Genomic DNA, 18077 nt, shown 5'->3' with positions numbered 1-18077 from the left:
TATATACTAAAAATATAAACCCCGCCTTCCTCCACAGCTAAAGCAGTGGGCTTCCGGCGGATGTTCTCGTGACCATTAGGAAGGACCACTTTATTACTTCGCAAATTCCCAAATGGTGTTTGATAAATATATTCGCTTTTTATCACTTGCCACTTTTTCATCATAACATCTCCTTACAACCGCTGAAACTCCGGCGTTTCCATCAGGCGCGCGAAAAACCGTTGTTTCGCTTCCCGGTACGCTTCCATACTTTTTCCTTCGTATGCCTTTTTCAATTCGTCATATTCCGCTCTGTATGTGTCATTCGCCAACAACACTTCACGGAATTTCCAAAAGATGTCTAATTCAGAACCGATAACGGTTAGTTGGACACCTAATGGCGGATCGGTCGTATCATCTTGAAATGCGCGGAAATAGTCCGTTTGCACGCTTCCCTCATTGATTGCATATAAAGCGGACAGTTTCTCTACAGCAACAGTAAATATTTCCGCAGGAACCCGCACTTGAATATCAAGATCCCCTTTGGTGAGGCTATTGGGAATCGCCGTGCTTCCAACGTGCTGAATATCCGCTTCCGGCAACAGACGCAAAATTTTTTCCTTCTGTTCCAAAAATGTTTTTTCTGCTTGTTCGTGAAAATGGCTTTGCTCTAAAAAATGAACAAGTTCCATTTTGTTTCCTCCGATCACTATAATAGTTTTGCCATATAATATTCATCGATGTACTGTCCATGAATAAGAAGAGAATGCCGTTTGATCCCTTCTTGTTCAAACCCCATTTTGCGATATAACGATACCGCGCGTTGATTGTTGACGACTACCGTTAATTCCAACCGATGAATGCCTTTCGTGCGAGCCCAACGCTCCAATTCGGCAAATAGCATCGTACCGATTCCTTTTCCTCTATACGAAGCCAGCACGCCAATGACGATATATACCGTATGCTTATTTCGTCTCGCGCTCCCTCCTCTTGCCACTAGATACCCAACTAGCTTTCCGTCCGCCTCTGCCACCAGTATCGTGGAGTTTTCCTCATTCTGCATCGCTTCGATTTGGCTTCTCTGCAGATCTGGAGTGAGCGTTCGTTCCCCTGCCTCAAACATCATAAACTCCGCTTCTTTTTCTACCCGCAAAATAAGATGAGCCAACGGTTCCGCATCGTCTACCGTCGCATGCCTTACGTTCATCTTATCTATCCTCCTCCAAATATTCCCGCGCCAAATCAAAATTTCGATATCGCGCCATAGCGGTTTTCAGTTTTTTCAACCCTGCTTTTTGATAAAACTTCTCTTTTCCGGTAGTGGCAATTAAATGCACGCAAGAAACGTGCTTAAGCTGGTCAAGCAAATCTTCGACGATTGCTTTTCCGATGCCACGCCCTTGAAAATCGCGATGAACAACGATATCATAAATCGCCGCATTAAACACGCCATCGGAAAGCGCACGGCCAAACCCAACGATTCGTCCGTTATAGACCGCAAGCGAAACCACGTTGCTTGCTTCAAATACCTGTTGGATGATTTCCTCGGAATGTTTCGTCCATCCGGCTGATTCGTATACATCTTTCATCTCTTGCCAATTCGCTTTGGATAAATCTCTATATATGTGAATGTTCACCTCGATCCCCCTTGCTTTTCTCGAAATCGTTTCTTTTTCAAGCGCATTTGCGATTCAATCTTGCTTTCGATTGATACGTTGCAACGATCCGATTGCGGATAATACAAAATATGTCTAAAACATTGATATATCAGCATTTCTTTAAAAACTAAAAATAACATCATGGTATTGTCTTTCATTCGTATCCGAGAAAGCTTCCTCCCTATTAGAAGGGATATCCATATATTCAATAGCTTCCGGGAATTGGGATTCTGTTAAATCATAACGCTGACCATTTATTTTATTGTAAAAATGCCAACCTTCAGGAGTCGTTGTTTTTATTATTTCTCCACCAAATAGATCGTTTACCACTAACGCAGTTACTCCACATTGTCCTTTTGCTGGATTCTGACGAGTCCATTTCGAGCTTGATTCGATTGACCAGGCTTTCATTAAAACATTTTTGAGTTCAAATATTTTCTCTTCCAAGACTATGCATTGGTTAACCCCCTTCTTTCTGAACCAAAAATGACTCTAAATAAAAATTTAACCCATGTGCATATAAAGTACAAAAAATTTCTACAGATTTTAATTCTTTCAAAAATCATCCCCCTCATGATTTCGCTGATTATTGAACATCCATGGTTGGTTCAATAACCAAAATAAAAATCGACCATATCTGGTACAGTCAAGAAGTTTGTGCAATGCATGATAGAGTAGATCAACCTTTAAGAAAATGGACAAACATGTACGCATATCTTTTTATATATAACACTAAAAAAGGAGGTCATCAGGTAATGACACCAATTGAACTTTTCGCATGGACATTATCAGCTATTTTAGGGATTAGCTTTATTATTTCTTTAGCGGCAGTAGCAAGAAAACCGAGATACATTACTAAAACAGAACATAAAAGAACTGACCTTCCTGAATAAATAAATGATTTAAAAACCATGATAAAGGAAATACAATACGCTAGCTGTGTACGAATCACTTTTCTTTCTCTCCACTGAAACTTTAGTTATTCTTTTGTTTCTTCCTAATTGTTGTTATCCTTTCTGGCATTTTCTTAAGTTTTCGATTATATTTTTTATGAAAAAATGTAACAAAAGATGCCACGTGCGCCATTTTATATCCCCCTAGTATAAACTTATTCGTCTATTCTATCTCTATCCGATTATTTCCTGCCTATATAGTTGCGAACGCCGCTTTCTCAACGTATCATTTTATTTATATAAACAATACATAGAAAGGGTGCACGCCGATGGCAAAACAACTGCCGCCAGGCCAATTTGAAACGGAAAAATGGCCGATTCTCCATGAGGGGGATGTATACCAGTTCGATGAAGAAACATGGGATTTTCGTTTGTTTGGAGATGTAAAAGAGGAAGTTTCGCTATCTTACCGGCAGGTGATGGAGCTGCCGAAAACGATATCGACGATTGATATGCATTGTGTGACGACATGGTCAAAGTTTGATACGACATTTGAGGGGATTGCCTTCCGCGAGTTTTTGCGCTTTGTCGAATTGGAGCCGGATGTAAAGTACGTCAAAATTTACGGCTATTTAAACGGAGACCGCTTCGGATATTCGGCGAACTTGCCGCTCGAGGCGCTTATGGGCGATGACGCGCTGTTTGTGTATCGCTGGAAAGACAAACATCATGACTGGCAAGATATTTCTCCAAAACACGGCTATCCGCTTCGCTTTATTCCACCCGCAACGTTTTATTTATGGAAAGGAGCGAAATGGGCATCCGGAATTCAGTTTATGAAAAAAGACGAACCGGGATATTGGGAGCTGCGCGGCTATTCGATGACGGCCAATCCGTTTAAAGAAGAGCGCTTTGCCGATCCAAACGATATGTAAAACTTTTTTGGAAAGTTCATTGTATTCACCCCTAAAAAACGAGAGCTTCTTTTTTAGAGTTCCTCTCAGCTTGCCGACAAAGTCGACAAGCTGAGAAAGAGTCTTTTCTAAGACAATCTCTTTTTATTTTTTGCACTCTTCATACACGGAAGAAACGAGCACACAATGATTTTCTTTTACTGCCATGTTGCCCATTCTCAACCTTTACATTGTCCTTTTTATACGCTCTATCCAGTTTTTCATTATTGTCTTGGCATCATTCGAGGTTTTTACTTTTTTGCATTTAGCATATATTTTCATTAGAAAACCTATTTTTTAATGTATTGGCTGTTTAAAGGTGGTTCTTGCATTCCTTTGGTTGAAAATTCAGGTAATTGGGATAAGAAGTCGAAAAATTCTAATTTTCCCCTTTCTTGATATTTGCGAATATTAAGAAGCAGAAAAAATAACTTTAGCATGGTTATTTAATAAGAGGCTGCCTCAAGAGGTCGATTCAACGGCCTTTTGAGGCAGCCTCGCTGCATATATGCACTATGCATGATTCGTTGCCGCTTGTTTTTGCATCCACTGGTGCAAACGGACAAACAAGAGCATAAATACAATCGTGATCATCGCGCCTTTTACTGCGTTAAACGGCAAGATAGCCGAAACAACCAATGCCCTTGTTTCCGGCGCGCTCATCGCCGGGGCTCCTAGAAAGATCGTATACGCCGGCAGAAACACGTAGTAGTTCAATACGCTCATCATCAGCGCCATAACGGCGGTGCCAATGACTAAACCAGCCAGCATTCCTTTTTTTGATTTTGTTTTATGATATACGTAATATGTCGGCAAAATAAACGTAATCCCGGCCATAAAGTTGGCGATATGACCGACCGGAACGCCGGTAGGACTGCCGACCATGAAATAATTCAACACATTTTTCAGCAATTCAACGGACACTCCCGCCAGCGGTCCGTACAGAATCGCGGCGATCAATGCAGGAATATCGCTGAAATCCACCAATAGAAAGTTTGGAAATGGCGGAAGCGGAAAGTTTAACAGCATCAGTAAATACGAGATGGCGCTAAACACTCCAATTAAGACAAGCGCGCGAATATTCATTTTTCTCATGTCGATTCTCCTCTCCTTCTCGTGATCCATCCTCACAAGAAGAAGGCTGCCGTATGGTGCGCAAAATGAAAAAACCCTTAAGTGTTCACACTTAAGGGAGAAAAAGGGCATGCGCAAATAGACGTTCGAATAGGCTATTTTTTCGAACGCCGGCAAACCTTCATCTTCTCCCATCCAGACTATACTGTCGGCTCCGGATTTGCACCGGATCCTGCCTTGCGGCTCGCGGGCTGAGAAGCGCATTGGCTTCATCACCGCCGGTCGGGAATTTCACCCTGCCCCGAAGATGAATCGTATGTTTTTTATATGCGGTTTTGTATTTAGTATACAATTTTCATATAGATTCTGTCTAATAATTTTCATGCAACAAAATAAAACTTTAATAAATTCTGCAATGTGAGAAGAATTATTCCTAGCAAGTACATATAGAGCGCTAAAGCATATGAACTTTATCTGCCATTTGCATGTAACAAAGTTTTTTCTTCGTATGATCGTTTTGTGATAAAATAAGAACGGAAAAAGATAGCAAACAGTAAGGAGATGAACTAGATGAAACAAGAAATCATCGAACGCTTCACGAAATACGTTAAAGTCAACACGCAATCCGACCCGAACAGCGACACTTGCCCTTCCACTCCTGGCCAGCTGGAGCTTGGGAAGATGTTGGTGGAAGAATTAAAAGCAATCGGCATGGAAGAAGTGACAATGAATGAAAACGGATACATAATGGCAACGCTGCCGGCAAATACCGAGAAAGACGTGCCGACAATCGGCTTTTTAGCCCATATGGATACCGCACCGGAGTTCACTGGGGCTAATGTCCATCCGCAAATCGTTGAAAATTACGACGGCGGCGATATCGTCTTAAACGAATCGTTAAACATTGTCCTGTCGCCAAAAGATTTCCCGGAGCTTGCAAACTACAAAGGCCATACGCTCATCACCACCGACGGCACGACACTGCTTGGCGCGGACAATAAGGCGGGAATTGCGGAAATTATGACGGCGATGGCCTACTTAATCCAGCATCCGGAAATTAAACACGGCAAAGTGCGCGTCGCGTTTACGCCAGACGAAGAAATCGGCAGAGGGCCGCATAAATTTGACGTCGCCGCTTTCGGAGCGAAATATGCCTATACCGTTGACGGCGGTCCGCTTGGCGAATTAGAGTATGAAAGCTTTAACGCAGCGGAGGCAAAAATCACGATCAAAGGGAAAAACGTCCATCCAGGCACTGCCAAAGGAAAAATGATTAACTCGATCAAAATCGCGATGGAATTTCATGGACAGCTTCCGGCAAACGAAGCGCCGGAACATACGGAAGGCTACGAAGGATTTTATCATTTGCTTTCCTTCCAAGGAAATGTCGAGGAAACGATGCTTCATTACATTATCCGCGACTTTGACCGCAAACAATTTGAAGCGCGCAAAGCAAAAATGCAGGAAATTGCGGCAAAATTGCAAGAAAAGTACGGAAAAGAGCGCATCGCGATCGAAATAAAAGACCAATACTATAACATGAAAGAAAAGATCGAACCGGTCCGCGAAGTCGTCGATATCGCCTATGAAGCGATGAAAAACTTAAATATCGAACCGAAAATTTCGCCGATCCGCGGCGGCACGGACGGGTCGCAGCTTTCGTACATGGGGCTACCGACTCCAAATATTTTCACGGGCGGCGAAAACTTCCACGGCCGCTATGAATACATTTCCGTCGACAACATGATCAAAGCAACAAACGTCATTATTGAAATTATTAAGCTGTTCGAGCAAAAAGCGTAACAGAAAAGCTGGTTCCAACAGCGTTTTGGAACCAGCTTTTTCATATTTAGCGAAGCTGTTGAATGCGCCCTTCGATTCGGGCATCAAATGGGTAATCTTTGGATCAGGTTTGATGCTATCTTGATAGGTAGTCACAATTTCTGCTTTTTTCGCAACAACGTCTTTTGTCCGCCGATCAATGGTTAAATCCACATCCGAAAAAGCAGTTCCATAAGAATATGATTGAACAAGCAGTTTGCCGTCCACTTCGGCGTTTAAATACGCATGATTATGACCAGCAAAAATAACGTCGACTTCATCATCCACTGTTTTCGCGATGTCTACAATTTCTCCACTCGCGTTGGAACCATCTTTATTAGAAACCCCTGGATTATGTGCAAGGACAACGATTGCACGCACTCCCCGCCGTTTTAGTTGTTTCACCGCCTCGTTAATCGCTTCCGCTTCATCCTTGAATGCAACCCCAGCCACACCGCTTGGAATGACGATGCTTGGTGTATCCGATAAAGTTACTCCGATAAAACCAATCGGTATTCCTTTCACTTTTTTAATAACATAAGGCGGAAGAATCGGTTTGCCTGTCTTTTTATCGATTACATTCGCGCTTACGTATGGAAAATCCGCGCCACGAAAATAGCCGGTTTTTTTTGATTGAACGCCAACGGCTTTAGCGTTTTACAAATTTTCTTTCCCTTCTACACCGTTAATGGAGTAGCTTGCCGTAATTTTGGCATTTAAGGAATGGTATACAGAGCAGTACTTCTCTACTGACAATTGAATGGCGCGGACGACTTTGTCCTCTGGCAAATCCCCTTCTAACACATAGCGAAGGTGAATATCCGTAAACCGTTTTGGATGATCGTCCGCACGGGTTCCTTCCACTTCTATATAAAATGAACGAACCTCAAGCCGCATTTTTGTCAAGATCGATATAATATCAATTCCCGTACATCCGGCAAGCCCGTGTAAAATTAATTCCATCGGTCTCGCCCCGGAATCTTGTCCCCCTGCTTCTTTGGAAGCATCAATCGGAATTTGCACTCCTGATGCGCTCATCCCTGTAAACGACATTTGCCCGTTCCACGTTACTTTCGTTTTCATTTCTTTTCTTCCTCCTCTTTCAGTTCCAGCGATAAAATAACCATGTTATCATCTAGTTTACTTTGCCAAAAAAATAAATGCAAAAAAAATACCTTCCGTTGATATGTTCTATTTTCCTTCTAGCGTTTTTTTTCATGCATGGTAAAATAAAAACATGCACAAATTTGATAAGTAAAGGGTGTAGAGAGGTTGATGGAAAAAGCACTCATTTTGATCACAGCTTACCTTCTCGGATCGATTCCGTTTGCGCTCCTTGTCGGAAAAATAGGATACGGAATCGATATTCGCGAGCATGGCAGCGGAAATCTAGGAGGGACAAATACATTTCGCGTCCTTGGCGTAAAAGCAGGAATGATCGTCACATGCGGAGATATGCTAAAAGGGACGCTGGCGGCAAGCCTGCCTGTATTGTTCTCCGTGCACATACATCCGCTGTTAGCAGGAGTGTGCGCTGTCATCGGACATACATATCCGATTTTTGCCAAATTCCGCGGCGGGAAAGCGGTCGCAACATCGGCAGGTGTGATGCTGTTTTATTCACCGTTTTTGTTCGTTTCGCTTCTTACTGTCTTTTTCATTGTTTTATATATTTCCAAGTATGTTTCGTTATCTTCGATGTTAGCCGGGGTATATGCCGTTATTTATACCATCTTTTTTACTGATGACATTCCACTAATGATCGCAGTATCGTTATTAACGGCGTTTATCTTTTACCGCCACCGCGCGAATATAAAACGCATTGTCAACAAAACGGAACCAAAAATCAAGTGGCTGGGCAGAAAATAAACGATCTTATTATTTTGAGCAGCAAGAAAGGAGTTGGATCATTGAAATTACCAAGCGAATTCATCGAAAAAATGGAGAGGCTTTTGGAAGACGAAGCTTCTCGTTTTTTTTCCACCTATCATGAAGAAAAAGCAAACGGTTTGCGGTTCAATCCATTGAAAATCGACCGCGAGACGTTTTTAACGCTCGTCCCGTTTGCACTTTCCCCTGTGCCGTTTTGCCCAACTGGCTTTTATTATGACGCACACGAACAACCTGGAAAGCATCCATATCATGCGGCAGGGCTCTATTATATCCAAGAGCCGAGTGCGATGTTTGTAGCGGAAGTGTTAAAGCCAAATCCAGGGGAGTTTGTTCTTGACCTTTGTGCCGCACCTGGCGGAAAAACGACTCAGCTTGCGGCAATGATGAAAAATCAAGGGCTGATTATCGCCAATGAAATTCATCCGAAACGCGTCAAAGCACTATCGGAAAATATCGAGCGGTTTGGCATTACGAATGCGCTTGTTACGAATGAAACACCGGAAAAGCTCGCAAAATATTTCCCTGGTTTTTTTGACAAAATTTTAGTAGACGCTCCGTGTTCGGGGGAAGGCATGTTTCGAAAAGACGAAGAAGCCGTGCAATTTTGGAGCCAAGCGCACGTCGAACAATGCGCCATCAAACAGCGGCATATTTTAGATTGTGCATACGAGATGTTAAAAGAAGGCGGCATTCTCGTCTATTCCACTTGCACGTTTTCTCCTGAAGAAAACGAACAGACCATAGAAGCTTTTTTACAAACCTATGATGATCTTGAATTGCTGTCGATTGAAAAAGTTCATGGCATTCAGCCGGGAAGACGGGAATGGACGAACACGAACTTCGAGGAAATGGAGAGAACGGCTCGGCTATGGCCGCATTCGTTAAAAGGGGAAGGCCATTTTGTCGCGAAAATAAAAAAAACAGGCCCGTCCCCTTCATGGAATGGACGCTATGCCAAGCCAAACGCCTCCAAACAAATGGTTCGCGAGTATCGGCAGTTTGAACAAGAAGTATTGCAAACAGAAATCGAAAAACCGATGTATGCCTTTCAACACCATCTATTCGCCCTACCTGACCACTGCCCGAATTTCGATGGCCTGAAAGTCGTGCGGGCAGGTCTTCACTTAGGAGAAGCGAAAAAGCAGCGGTTTGAGCCGAACCATGCACTTGCCTTATCACTAAAGCCGCAAGACGTTCGTTACTCCCTTGACTTGTCAAGCGACAGCGTAGAATGTCTAAAATATTTGCGCGGAGAAACGATTCAGACGGGAGAAGACCGCGGCTGGCTGCTTGTGACCGTTGATGGTTATCCGCTCGGGTGGGGAAAAGAAGTAAAAGGTATGGTGAAAAACTTTTATCCGAAAGGACTGCGAATCAACTAATAAATAGGGGCGCGCTCACAAGCGGCCCTTATTGTTTTGCCGATGTCGGAATCGTCAGCGTAAATACAATTTCATCCTTTGCCAAATCAATTTTCCGAGCGGAAACTTGATAACCGTTGCCGAAACGAATATCAGTAAGCGCCACATACACGCGGTTAACCTTCGGATCAATGATCACTTCATCTGGCAATGGCGCGTGTTTTCGTAAATATCTTAACACGTACGTGACCGGAAGCTCCCAATCGCCCAGCGATATTTCCGGACTTTCTAGCACTACATTTCCGCCTTTAACCACTTTCGGAATAAAGGAAACGACAAGGTCCATCTCCCGGCCAAATACAGGGAGCTTGCTTGCCACATACACTCGATCATCAAGCCAAACTCGATATTGCACGGGATGGTCTTTTGCTTTTTTACGAATATAATCATTGATCACCGTATTCAAATGTTCTTTGTTCGAATATACCGTAAACGTGGCTCCTTTTACTTTTTTCGGAGACGGCACCGATATCGGTTTAGCCGGCTGAAACAACCAAACAGCAAAAAGCATCACAACAGCAATATCCAATACCACCAATGTCCAAAACCATTTTTTCCAATTCATTGTTCCAAACTCCCTAACCACATTTCTTCGTGTTGCTGCAATTGTTCATACACACGTCTTGCGATTAATTCATACCCTACTTCATTTGGATGAAACTGGTCGCTATATAACACATCATCCCGGCCATCAAACAAATCTTTCACATTGACAAAAATCGTCCGATCATAGCGCGCCAACACCGCTTTGCTCCCGTTATTCCATTGCTTGATAACATCGTTGATTTCTGGAATATTTGGAAGCAAGTTAGAAAATGGATTGTATAAGCCGACAAGAACAATAGTAGCATGTTGGTTATATGTGCGAATCATTGCCAAAAGATGATCCAACCGCTTGGCAAATCGTTTTTGTTCCTTCTCAAACAAAGTGTACGATAAATCAAAAAAATGGGAGCGAACAATTTTCATCATGTCATTACCGCCGATGGTGATGAAAATAAGATCCGCCTGTCGGACTTCGTTTGCGTGCTCATGGACAACATCATCAAGCTTGGAAATCCGTAACCCTCGCTTTCCAAAATTGATGACCGAGAGCGTTCGCACCCCTTTATGCTGTAATAATTGTTGGCGCAACCGAGAAACATATCCGCCTTTTTGTTCATGATCCCCTACTCCCTCTGTTAGCGAATCGCCAAGAGCGAGCACGCGAATATCTTTTGGAAAAAAATCATTAGCAACCGTACGCGGTGTCAGCTTTATTTGCCGTTCAGGCAAGCTGGCAGCGTTGATTGCCTGCTCGGAAGAACAGCCCGCGCAATAGAGCAACAATAAAAAAATCAATCCCCATTTTTTCATTATTCTACACCTGCCTTACCTTGTAAACACACATGAAGAAAACACGAAAAGGCAAAAATGTATCTACATTTTTGCCTTTTATGACGATTGCAAAATCTCAATATGCTCTAAAATTTTTTCATACGGAACATCTTGCACCCCACTATAAGTTTGGACAATCGTACCGTTTTGGTCAACAAGATAAAACTCTGTTCCATGGATCACTTGATCCTCGTTTTTCGGTTTTTTTACAATCGTTTTAAAGTTTTTCTCGGCAAATTTCTCAATTTCTTGCTGGCTGTATCCTGTAAGCAAATGCCAATTTGATAAATCACCGTTAAACTTTTTCACATACTCTTTTAACTTTTCCGGTGTATCTACTTCCGGATCAACACTAAATGAGACAAATTCAACATCAAGCCCTTTTTCTTTCGCCTTTTTTTGCAACTTAGCCATATTGGCAGTCATTGGCGGACAAACAGTCTCACAATTGGTAAAAATAAAGTCGGCAACCCATACTTTTCCTTTTAAATCTTTTAAACCGAATGGCTTTCCATTTTGATCCGTATACGTAAAATCATCAACCGGCCAATTTTTTGCATCAGGAATGGTTTTTCCGCATGCAGCAAGAAGTACGATGACAAGTAGAACGACGAATCGCTTCATCTTTCCTTTCACCTTTCTCTTCACCTGTTTTCTTCTATTCTGCATAATACATGAGGCCAATGGCGCCCGGTCCGGTATGGATCGAAATCACCGGCGTTGTTGCGACAATATCGATGGAATGATATCCAGTCGCTTCCATGATCGATTGTTTCAGCCGTTCTGCTAATGCGAGCGCATCGGCATGGACGATCCCAACAGCCCGAATCGTTTTATTCGATATATCTTCTTTAAATTGATTTGTCAAATATTTGATGATTTGTGAATAACTGCGCGCTTTCGCAATCGGTGTATACATTCCATCGACAAGCGCTGCAATCGGTTTAATGTTTAAAAGCGAACCGACCAATGCTCTTCCACGGCCAATACGACCGCCTTTTACGAGGTTGTCTAATGTATCGACTGTGACGTACAATCGCGTACAGCGACGGACGTCGCGCAGACGGTTTACAATTTCCTCCACACTTTTCCCCAGTCTTGCCTGTTGCGCTGCTTCCAACACTTGAAATCCCAGGGCAAGCGAAATAAACTCCGAATCTACCACTGTCACATTTGCTTCCGCTAATGTCGCGGCATACTGCGCGGAGCGAACAGTGCCGCTTAGCTCACCAGCCATATGGATCGAGATAATATCGCTTCCATCTTCACCAAGGCGGTTATAGATTTCGAGAAACTCGCCGACAGAAGGTTGAGAGCTTTTTGGCAATTCCTCTGCTTCTTTCATTTTTTCCATAAACTCATCCGGGGTGATCGTTACGCGGTCGATAAACGCTTCCTCACCAATCGTAAAGCTGAGTGGGACTACCTCAATCCCATGCTCTTGCAACACCTCTTTCGGCAAATCGACCGTTGAATCTGTTACAACTTTCACGTTCTTCATGAATTCACTCCCAATATTTAAGCTATATGTACAATTATACAATGAAAAGAGGAAAATTCCTATAAAAATCTAGAATGTCCTGAAGAAAAGTGTGAACTGCATAAAAAGAGATAAAACCAAAAAAGCGATGGAATTTTCCACGTCTATTCATTTTATTATCATATCAACAATATGTGTGGAAAGTTTGAAAAAATATCGAAAGACATATGAACTTATGTGCGACAGTCACAAAATGGCAATGACTAAATAAAAAGTTGTTTTGCCGAAGCAAAACAACTTTTTTAGGTTTAAGCATTGTTTTTTAAAACATCGACCTTAAAAATTTGCTCATAAACAGGCCATTTTAATACTTTTTTCAAATATTCCCGAAACGAGTAAACAGAACAAGCATTACGGGATCGATATACTTTGGCAATAAACGTTTCTAAGCGCAATTGAATCATAAATCGGTACGTGTTATCTTCCTCCAATACAGGAATTTCGATAATCTTCACCTTCTGCCCATAAGCATTTTTGAACTCTAGGCTTTTGAATAGCAAAATATCAATCCTCTTTTTCACCGATTTACTTTTATTATACACCAAATCGGTAAAAAAGCATGTCAGAAATGTGCGAAATATTTACGACTTTTTTCGTGTTTTTTCACTAAATGAGTAAATGGAATAAGTTTGGATTTTTATTCACTTCTTGAAACGGAAACCCTTTTTTCTTCATGCGCTCAATGAGCGGCTCGTAATCTTCGCGGCGTTTTAATTCAATGCCGACCAACGCCGGACCGTTTTCTTTGTTATTTTTCTTTGTGTATTCAAAACGAGTAATATCATCGGTAGGCCCTAATACTTCATCTAAAAATTCGCGAAGTGCGCCGGCACGCTGTGGAAAATTGACGATAAAATAATGCTGCAGTCCTTCGTAAATCATCGAACGCTCTTTAATTTCCTGCATTCGATCAATGTCATTGTTTCCTCCGCTGACAATACAGACAACCGTTTTCCCACGGATTTTGTCTTTGTAAAAATCAAGTGCTGCAATCGGAAGCGCCCCCGCCGGTTCAACGACAATTGCATTTTCGTTATATAGCTCTAAGATCGTTGTGCATACTTTTCCTTCCGGTACGACAACAATATCGTCAATGATTTCTTTACAAAGCGCATACGTTTTTTCGCCAACCGTTTTGACTGCCGCTCCATCCACAAATTTATCAATCTCTTCTAATGTCACAACATGCCCTTGCTCGAGGGCAGCTTTCATCGATGGTGCACCCTCTGGTTCCACGCCAATAATTTTTGTAGCTGGAGAAATGCTTTTCACATATGTACCAATCCCCGACATCAATCCGCCACCGCCGATGCTTGCAAACACAAAATCAATCGGCTCTTCACAGTCGTTCAACACTTCTACACCGATCGTTCCTTGTCCGGCAATGACATATTCATCATCAAACGGATGAATAAATGTGCGTCCTTCTTTTTTGGCACACTCTATTGCTTCGTTAAATGAATCATCAAACGTATCGCCTACTAAAACAATGTCGACCATATCTTTTCCGAACAGCTGTACTTGCGATACTTTTTGTCTCGGCGTTGTCGCCGGCATGTACACCTTTCCATGCACGCCTAGCGCCCGACATGAATACGCTACTCCTTGCGCATGGTTGCCTGCACTAGCGCAGACAATGCCGTTTTTCCGTTCTTCTTCGCTTAAATGTTTCATCCGGTTGTATGCGCCACGAATTTTGAATGAGCGTACGACTTGTAAATCTTCGCGCTTCAAATACACGTTACATTCGTAACGTTCCGATAATAACGGATTTTTTTGCAGCGGAGTATGGTGTACAACATCTTTTAACGTATGATAAGCGATTAAAATATCTTCAACATAAACGGTCCCTTGTTTTCGTTTAAGTTGTTGTTCCATGTTTTCGTTCCCTTTCTTTCTAAGTTGTCTTTTTAATTTGTAAATTATAGCACAAATTTTTAAAAAGGAAAGGGAATTTTCAAAAAGTTTACAAAAAATATTTCTCCCCATTTTTTTCTTGTTTATGATTATGCCATTTGAGTAGAATAAAATTAATTTTTGGCGTGCTTTTTTACGTATAACAATAAAAGACGACCCTCTTACGTGCGGTCGTCTTTCTCCTGATCATATTCCTTGGCAAACTCCGTCGCCCACCTTCCTTCGTCATACCACCGATACGCTTGTTCTTTTCTTTCCTCATCAAGCACACGGTTTTCCATAAACAGATGAAAAAACGCTTCGATCGCACCGATTGCCAGCGCGCAATAAAACGAAGCGTACACCATATTGACAGTCGGTTCAATCAGTGCGTAGCTAGTGAGCCAAATAAGCAAAAACGCAAGCGGAACATCAGCAATTGCTGCTGCCAAATTGCCAAAGCGCGGCAGAATAAATAGATCACCGATGAGATAAGAAACTACAGCGGTTCCTGCCGCCATGAACAAAACCAGCAGCGGCGGGGCGTTAAAAATCGCAAAAATAGAAAGCAGCACTACACTCCACCCAATAAATTTAATCGCCAATGGAACGATATGCTTCATCGTATTCCTCCATTTCCATCATCTTTTACTGTTATCGTTCCTTTTTTATGCTGCTTCTATTCGATTGAAAAGAAAAACGTGTTCCGCCGAAAAGCGAAACACGTTAACGTTTGCGTTCATAAACGATAAACGCATAATCATATGGATTTTTTTCATCTTTTATTCCTTTCGTATAGGAAACGAGCCGCCACTCTGACTCTTCAAAATCCGGATAAAACGTATCACCCGGAAAATTCGCCTCAATTTTCGTTATGTAGAGACGGTCGGCAAACGGCAATGTCGCTTGAAACAATTCCGCACCGCCAATGACAAACACTTCATCATCGCGCTTAGCGGCAAACTGACGAATCGCTTCGATCGAATGGATCACCGTACATCCTTCTGCCTGAAACGACCGATTCCGCGTCACAATGACATTTTCTCTTCCCGGAAGCGGCCGCCCGATGGATTCAAACGTTTTGCGCCCCATAATAATGGCATGGCCCATCGTTACTTTTTTAAAATACGCTAAATCAGCAGGCAAATGCCATGGCAGGCGGTTGTCTTTGCCAATGACACGGTTTTGATCCATGGCGACAATATGTGAAATCATTCTATCTCTCCTTTATACGGCAACCGGCGCTTTAATATGCGGATGAGGATCATAGTCGACAATTTCAAAATCCTCGAATTCATATTCAAAAATCGAAGCAGGCTTCCGCTTGATCACCAGCTTCGGAAGCGGTCGCGGTTCTCTCGTCAGTTGTAGTTTGGCTTGCTCAAGATGATTTTTATACAAATGTACATCGCCGCCGCTAAAAATCAATTCGCCGACATCTAAATCGCACTGCTGGGCGATCATATGCGTCAACAGCGCATAGCTGGCGATGTTAAACGGCAAACCTAAAAACGTATCAACGGAACGTTGCTGCCACATGCAAGAAAGCTTCCCGTCTGCCACATAAAATTGAAACGCATAATGGCAAGGCGGCAGTTTCATTTTATCTAGCTCTGCCACATTCCACGCGCTTACTAATAAGCGGCGGGAATTTGGGTTTCGTTTAATTTCTTCAATAACCCAGCTGATTTGATCCACCGTTTTGCCATCGGCCCCTTTCCATGAACGCCACTGCGCGCCGTATATCGGGCCTAAATCACCGTTTTCATCCGCCCACTCATCCCAGATCGTCACGCCGTTTTCCTGCAAATAACGAACATTCGTATCTCCTTTTAAAAACCATAATAATTCGTAAATGATCGAACGGATATGTAATTTTTTAGTTGTTAAGAGTGGGAATCCTTCCTGCAAATTAAAACGCAGCTGACGACCAAACACGGATAACGTCCCGACCCCAGTACGGTCGTCTTTTTCTACTCCGTTTTCGAGAATATCTTCTAGTAATTGTAAGTATTGACGCAATGTTATCACCTCACGTTCTATCATAGCATAAAGGAATCTCATTCAGAAACAAAAAAAGAGCTCACAAACGAGCTCTTTCAGCCAAATGGCGAATAAACTGATACGTTTTTGGGGCAGCAATTTGCAAATGCCTGCGTGTCTCATCGCTATAGTAATAGTACGCAAACGATTCGGCAAAATACTCTTCCGGATACGTAAGGAAATAATAGTGATCTGGAAACAGTTTCGCTGCTTCTTCCTGCCAAATCGAACGGAAAGCCGCCGTCTCATGAATATGATCGAACACGATGTAATCGATGGAATGTGCAAACTCATGCAATTCCAAATTGACCGAACCGTGCCCTTTTCCCTTCTCGCTGTGGCCGATTTTAACGAGCACTAAATGTGAGCCGCCAAGCCCTGGAACATCGTCCCATGTTGTCGAAGAGGACAAATATCCGCGCGGCGTTTCCCCCTGTAAGTGTCTCGCCGACGGTTCATCGGTAATCTTTCCAGTCAACAGCTGAATATAAATATGATGATCCGCCGCTTTTTGCAATATGGATGGGTCGATATGGGCAAGCGTATCAATCATTTTTTTCGCCTCATGATGGGAAAAGTTCGTTTCCGGAACAATGATCATTTTTCTTAATATATCGTACGGCATGGTATGTTTTATGTCCATATTGCTATCATCAAGCAAAACGCCGTGTGCGGCAGGATACGGGGAAAGCGAAAGAAGCGGAATGATCGCCAACATTGTTATGATCCAAAAAAGAATCCGTTTCATGATCCTTTCCCCCGCCTCTTTTGCTACGAATATGAAAATCTCTTTTTCTATTAAATTGTAACACACAAAAAAACGGGGACAAATGTGTAAAATAAGGAAGCGGGATCAGCGGGAAACGTTCATGGAAACGGAGCAAAAAAACCGTTCACGTCCGCCATTGCGGCGGCGTATTTTTATCCCAATAAATTTTTCCTAGCTCGTAATGGGTTTGGAAATTGTCGTGGTACGTATGGTAATGAAATTGAAACCAATACCCATCTTGCGGCGGGTGCTCGCGCCTGACGTGAAAACGGATAATATCCTCTCCTGTGTCGATGCGGTAAATATGAAAAATGCGCTCTCCCATCCCGCCTGATGGGTTTTCCGTCACTGCCAAATACTGCAGCTGTTCTTCCGGGTATTGCTCGGCAAGCGACGCAATCACTTCCTCAATGCGCGGCAAAATCACATCGCGAAACTCGTCTTCAATAACAGGAGCGATTTTGCTGCCAAATTTTTCGTACGATTGCACGACCGCTTTCTCCATCATCTGCTCAATAAATTGCTGTCGAGTCAAAACCGGCGCTTGCATTTCCCGCTGAGCTGTAACGGACGCAATTTGCGATCCGCTATGATTGTTTTGCCAATCAGAAGACGGCGAATCATCTGATGCTGGTTCATCAGCAGCCATTAACGAAGAAGGTGGTGTAACAAGACCAAACGTACATACCGTCAACTACCCAACGGCTAAAGCCGTGGGCTTGCAGCTAGCCTAATTGGCTGCCGCGTTCGGCTGGTTGAC

General features: G+C 42.8%; 22 protein-coding genes, 1 pseudogene and 1 riboswitch. Of the genes and pseudogenes, 5 read left to right on the top strand and 18 right to left on the bottom strand.

The window, feature by feature from the left end:
• Positions 1 to 173: 173 nt before the first annotated feature.
• The 4 genes from DCC82_RS09640 to DCC82_RS09625 form a co-directional block, all read right to left on the bottom strand.
• Entirely contained in the window at positions 174 to 671 is a 498-nt protein-coding gene (locus tag DCC82_RS09640) for a GrpB family protein (protein WP_015863852.1), read from the bottom strand.
• Positions 672 to 688: 17 nt separating this feature from the next.
• Entirely contained in the window at positions 689 to 1186 is a 498-nt protein-coding gene (locus tag DCC82_RS09635; protein ID WP_015863851.1) for a GNAT family N-acetyltransferase, read from the bottom strand.
• Position 1187: 1 nt separating this feature from the next.
• The gene (locus DCC82_RS09630; RefSeq protein ID WP_483299667.1) at positions 1188 to 1568 is read right to left on the bottom strand and encodes a GNAT family N-acetyltransferase; all 381 of its coding nucleotides are present in this window, start codon (positions 1566 to 1568) and stop codon (positions 1188 to 1190) included.
• Positions 1569 to 1757: 189 nt separating this feature from the next.
• The gene (locus DCC82_RS09625; protein WP_015863849.1) at positions 1758 to 2084 is read right to left on the bottom strand and encodes a YunG family protein; all 327 of its coding nucleotides are present in this window, start codon (positions 2082 to 2084) and stop codon (positions 1758 to 1760) included.
• 308 nt (positions 2085 to 2392) lie between these two features.
• Here DCC82_RS09625 and DCC82_RS17640 point away from each other — a divergent pair, with 308 nt between their 5' ends.
• Both DCC82_RS17640 and DCC82_RS09620 read left to right on the top strand, forming a co-directional pair.
• A complete protein-coding gene (locus DCC82_RS17640; protein WP_015863848.1) occupies positions 2393 to 2530 on the top strand; it encodes a hypothetical protein in 138 nt (45 codons plus the stop codon).
• Between the two features lie 329 nt (positions 2531 to 2859).
• Positions 2860 to 3465, top strand: coding sequence for a sulfite oxidase-like oxidoreductase (locus DCC82_RS09620; RefSeq protein WP_015863847.1), 606 nt, complete (start codon positions 2860 to 2862; stop codon positions 3463 to 3465).
• A gap of 531 nt (positions 3466 to 3996) precedes the next feature.
• Here DCC82_RS09620 and DCC82_RS09615 read toward each other — a convergent pair.
• Entirely contained in the window at positions 3997 to 4578 is a 582-nt protein-coding gene (locus DCC82_RS09615) for an ECF transporter S component (protein WP_015863846.1), read from the bottom strand.
• Positions 4579 to 4736: 158 nt separating this feature from the next.
• Positions 4737 to 4870: riboswitch (FMN riboswitch) on the bottom strand.
• A gap of 257 nt (positions 4871 to 5127) precedes the next feature.
• Between DCC82_RS09615 and pepT the strand changes: the two genes are divergently transcribed.
• Complete coding sequence (gene pepT / locus DCC82_RS09610) at positions 5128 to 6360, top strand: peptidase T (RefSeq protein WP_097354477.1); 1233 nt, start codon at positions 5128 to 5130, stop codon at positions 6358 to 6360.
• A gap of 81 nt (positions 6361 to 6441) precedes the next feature.
• Here pepT and DCC82_RS09605 read toward each other — a convergent pair.
• Both DCC82_RS09605 and DCC82_RS09600 read right to left on the bottom strand, forming a co-directional pair.
• Positions 6442 to 7005, bottom strand: a pseudogene (locus tag DCC82_RS09605) (metallophosphoesterase family protein); the annotation flags it as partial.
• A 30-nt stretch (positions 7006 to 7035) separates the two neighbouring features.
• The gene (locus DCC82_RS09600; RefSeq protein ID WP_097354476.1) at positions 7036 to 7461 is read right to left on the bottom strand and encodes an OsmC family protein; all 426 of its coding nucleotides are present in this window, start codon (positions 7459 to 7461) and stop codon (positions 7036 to 7038) included.
• Between the two features lie 192 nt (positions 7462 to 7653).
• Between DCC82_RS09600 and plsY the strand changes: the two genes are divergently transcribed.
• Both plsY and DCC82_RS09590 read left to right on the top strand, forming a co-directional pair.
• Positions 7654 to 8247: a glycerol-3-phosphate 1-O-acyltransferase PlsY gene (plsY, locus tag DCC82_RS09595; RefSeq protein ID WP_015863843.1), complete on the top strand. Its 594-nt coding sequence runs from the start codon at positions 7654 to 7656 to the stop codon at positions 8245 to 8247.
• A 41-nt stretch (positions 8248 to 8288) separates the two neighbouring features.
• Positions 8289 to 9653: an RsmF rRNA methyltransferase first C-terminal domain-containing protein gene (locus DCC82_RS09590; protein ID WP_015863842.1), complete on the top strand. Its 1365-nt coding sequence runs from the start codon at positions 8289 to 8291 to the stop codon at positions 9651 to 9653.
• Positions 9654 to 9681: 28 nt separating this feature from the next.
• Here DCC82_RS09590 and DCC82_RS09585 read toward each other — a convergent pair whose 3' ends face one another.
• From DCC82_RS09585 to DCC82_RS09535, 11 genes are all read right to left on the bottom strand, one after another.
• Positions 9682 to 10257, bottom strand: coding sequence for a YpmS family protein (locus DCC82_RS09585; RefSeq protein ID WP_015863841.1), 576 nt, complete (start codon positions 10255 to 10257; stop codon positions 9682 to 9684).
• Positions 10254 to 11048 carry an SGNH/GDSL hydrolase family protein gene (locus DCC82_RS09580; protein WP_015863840.1) on the bottom strand — a complete coding sequence of 265 codons (795 nt, stop codon included), beginning with the start codon at positions 11046 to 11048 and terminating at the stop codon, positions 10254 to 10256. The genes DCC82_RS09585 and DCC82_RS09580 overlap by 4 nt, the downstream gene beginning before the upstream one ends.
• 78 nt (positions 11049 to 11126) lie before the next feature.
• On the bottom strand, positions 11127 to 11693 hold the full coding sequence (locus tag DCC82_RS09575; RefSeq protein ID WP_062754376.1) for an SCO family protein: 567 nt from the start codon (positions 11691 to 11693) through the stop codon (positions 11127 to 11129).
• A 34-nt stretch (positions 11694 to 11727) separates the two neighbouring features.
• Complete coding sequence (locus tag DCC82_RS09570) at positions 11728 to 12570, bottom strand: DegV family protein (RefSeq protein WP_015863838.1); 843 nt, start codon at positions 12568 to 12570, stop codon at positions 11728 to 11730.
• Positions 12571 to 12857: 287 nt separating this feature from the next.
• Positions 12858 to 13109, bottom strand: coding sequence for a YpmP family protein (locus DCC82_RS09565; protein WP_015863837.1), 252 nt, complete (start codon positions 13107 to 13109; stop codon positions 12858 to 12860).
• A 106-nt stretch (positions 13110 to 13215) separates the two neighbouring features.
• Positions 13216 to 14487 carry a threonine ammonia-lyase IlvA gene (gene ilvA, locus DCC82_RS09560; RefSeq protein WP_015863836.1) on the bottom strand — a complete coding sequence of 424 codons (1272 nt, stop codon included), beginning with the start codon at positions 14485 to 14487 and terminating at the stop codon, positions 13216 to 13218.
• A 200-nt stretch (positions 14488 to 14687) separates the two neighbouring features.
• Positions 14688 to 15128 carry a YndM family protein gene (locus tag DCC82_RS09555; RefSeq protein ID WP_015863835.1) on the bottom strand — a complete coding sequence of 147 codons (441 nt, stop codon included), beginning with the start codon at positions 15126 to 15128 and terminating at the stop codon, positions 14688 to 14690.
• A 103-nt stretch (positions 15129 to 15231) separates the two neighbouring features.
• Entirely contained in the window at positions 15232 to 15720 is a 489-nt protein-coding gene (locus DCC82_RS09550) for a dihydrofolate reductase (protein ID WP_015863834.1), read from the bottom strand.
• Between the two features lie 12 nt (positions 15721 to 15732).
• Positions 15733 to 16527, bottom strand: a complete 795-nt coding sequence (gene thyA / locus DCC82_RS09545) for a thymidylate synthase (RefSeq protein WP_015863833.1) — start codon at positions 16525 to 16527, stop codon at positions 15733 to 15735.
• 61 nt (positions 16528 to 16588) lie between these two features.
• Positions 16589 to 17296 carry an anthrax toxin lethal factor-related metalloendopeptidase gene (locus DCC82_RS09540; RefSeq protein ID WP_015863832.1) on the bottom strand — a complete coding sequence of 236 codons (708 nt, stop codon included), beginning with the start codon at positions 17294 to 17296 and terminating at the stop codon, positions 16589 to 16591.
• A 145-nt stretch (positions 17297 to 17441) separates the two neighbouring features.
• Positions 17442 to 18011 (bottom strand): YpjP family protein, encoded by a 570-nt coding sequence (locus DCC82_RS09535; protein WP_097354475.1) that lies wholly within the window; start codon positions 18009 to 18011, stop codon positions 17442 to 17444.
• Positions 18012 to 18077: the final 66 nt, after the last annotated feature.

This window comes from Geobacillus sp. LYN3, from assembly GCF_003064505.1.
Lineage (GTDB): Bacteria > Bacillota > Bacilli > Bacillales > Anoxybacillaceae > Parageobacillus_B > Parageobacillus_B toebii.
This window is presented reverse-complemented; position numbering and strand designations above follow the sequence as displayed.

What these genes read in the sequence shown, in the direction of transcription:
- DCC82_RS09640 (WP_015863852.1), bottom strand. Translation starts at nt 671, where the DNA reads ATGGAACTTGTTCATTTTTTAGAGCAAAGCCATTTTCACGAACAAGCA.
- DCC82_RS09635 (WP_015863851.1), bottom strand. Translation starts at nt 1,186, where the DNA reads ATGAACGTAAGGCATGCGACGGTAGACGATGCGGAACCGTTGGCTCAT.
- DCC82_RS09630 (WP_483299667.1), bottom strand. Translation starts at nt 1,568, where the DNA reads ATGAAAGATGTATACGAATCAGCCGGATGGACGAAACATTCCGAGGAA.
- DCC82_RS17640 (WP_015863848.1), top strand. Translation starts at nt 2,393, where the DNA reads ATGACACCAATTGAACTTTTCGCATGGACATTATCAGCTATTTTAGGG.
- DCC82_RS09620 (WP_015863847.1), top strand. Translation starts at nt 2,860, where the DNA reads ATGGCAAAACAACTGCCGCCAGGCCAATTTGAAACGGAAAAATGGCCG.
- DCC82_RS09615 (WP_015863846.1), bottom strand. Translation starts at nt 4,578, where the DNA reads ATGAGAAAAATGAATATTCGCGCGCTTGTCTTAATTGGAGTGTTTAGC.
- pepT (WP_097354477.1), top strand. Translation starts at nt 5,128, where the DNA reads ATGAAACAAGAAATCATCGAACGCTTCACGAAATACGTTAAAGTCAAC.
- DCC82_RS09600 (WP_097354476.1), bottom strand. Translation starts at nt 7,461, where the DNA reads ATGAAAACGAAAGTAACGTGGAACGGGCAAATGTCGTTTACAGGGATG.
- plsY (WP_015863843.1), top strand. Translation starts at nt 7,654, where the DNA reads ATGGAAAAAGCACTCATTTTGATCACAGCTTACCTTCTCGGATCGATT.
- DCC82_RS09585 (WP_015863841.1), bottom strand. Translation starts at nt 10,257, where the DNA reads ATGAATTGGAAAAAATGGTTTTGGACATTGGTGGTATTGGATATTGCT.
- DCC82_RS09580 (WP_015863840.1), bottom strand. Translation starts at nt 11,048, where the DNA reads ATGAAAAAATGGGGATTGATTTTTTTATTGTTGCTCTATTGCGCGGGC.
- DCC82_RS09575 (WP_062754376.1), bottom strand. Translation starts at nt 11,693, where the DNA reads ATGAAGCGATTCGTCGTTCTACTTGTCATCGTACTTCTTGCTGCATGC.
- DCC82_RS09570 (WP_015863838.1), bottom strand. Translation starts at nt 12,570, where the DNA reads ATGAAGAACGTGAAAGTTGTAACAGATTCAACGGTCGATTTGCCGAAA.
- ilvA (WP_015863836.1), bottom strand. Translation starts at nt 14,487, where the DNA reads ATGGAACAACAACTTAAACGAAAACAAGGGACCGTTTATGTTGAAGAT.
- DCC82_RS09555 (WP_015863835.1), bottom strand. Translation starts at nt 15,128, where the DNA reads ATGAAGCATATCGTTCCATTGGCGATTAAATTTATTGGGTGGAGTGTA.
- DCC82_RS09550 (WP_015863834.1), bottom strand. Translation starts at nt 15,720, where the DNA reads ATGATTTCACATATTGTCGCCATGGATCAAAACCGTGTCATTGGCAAA.
- DCC82_RS09540 (WP_015863832.1), bottom strand. Translation starts at nt 17,296, where the DNA reads ATGAAACGGATTCTTTTTTGGATCATAACAATGTTGGCGATCATTCCG.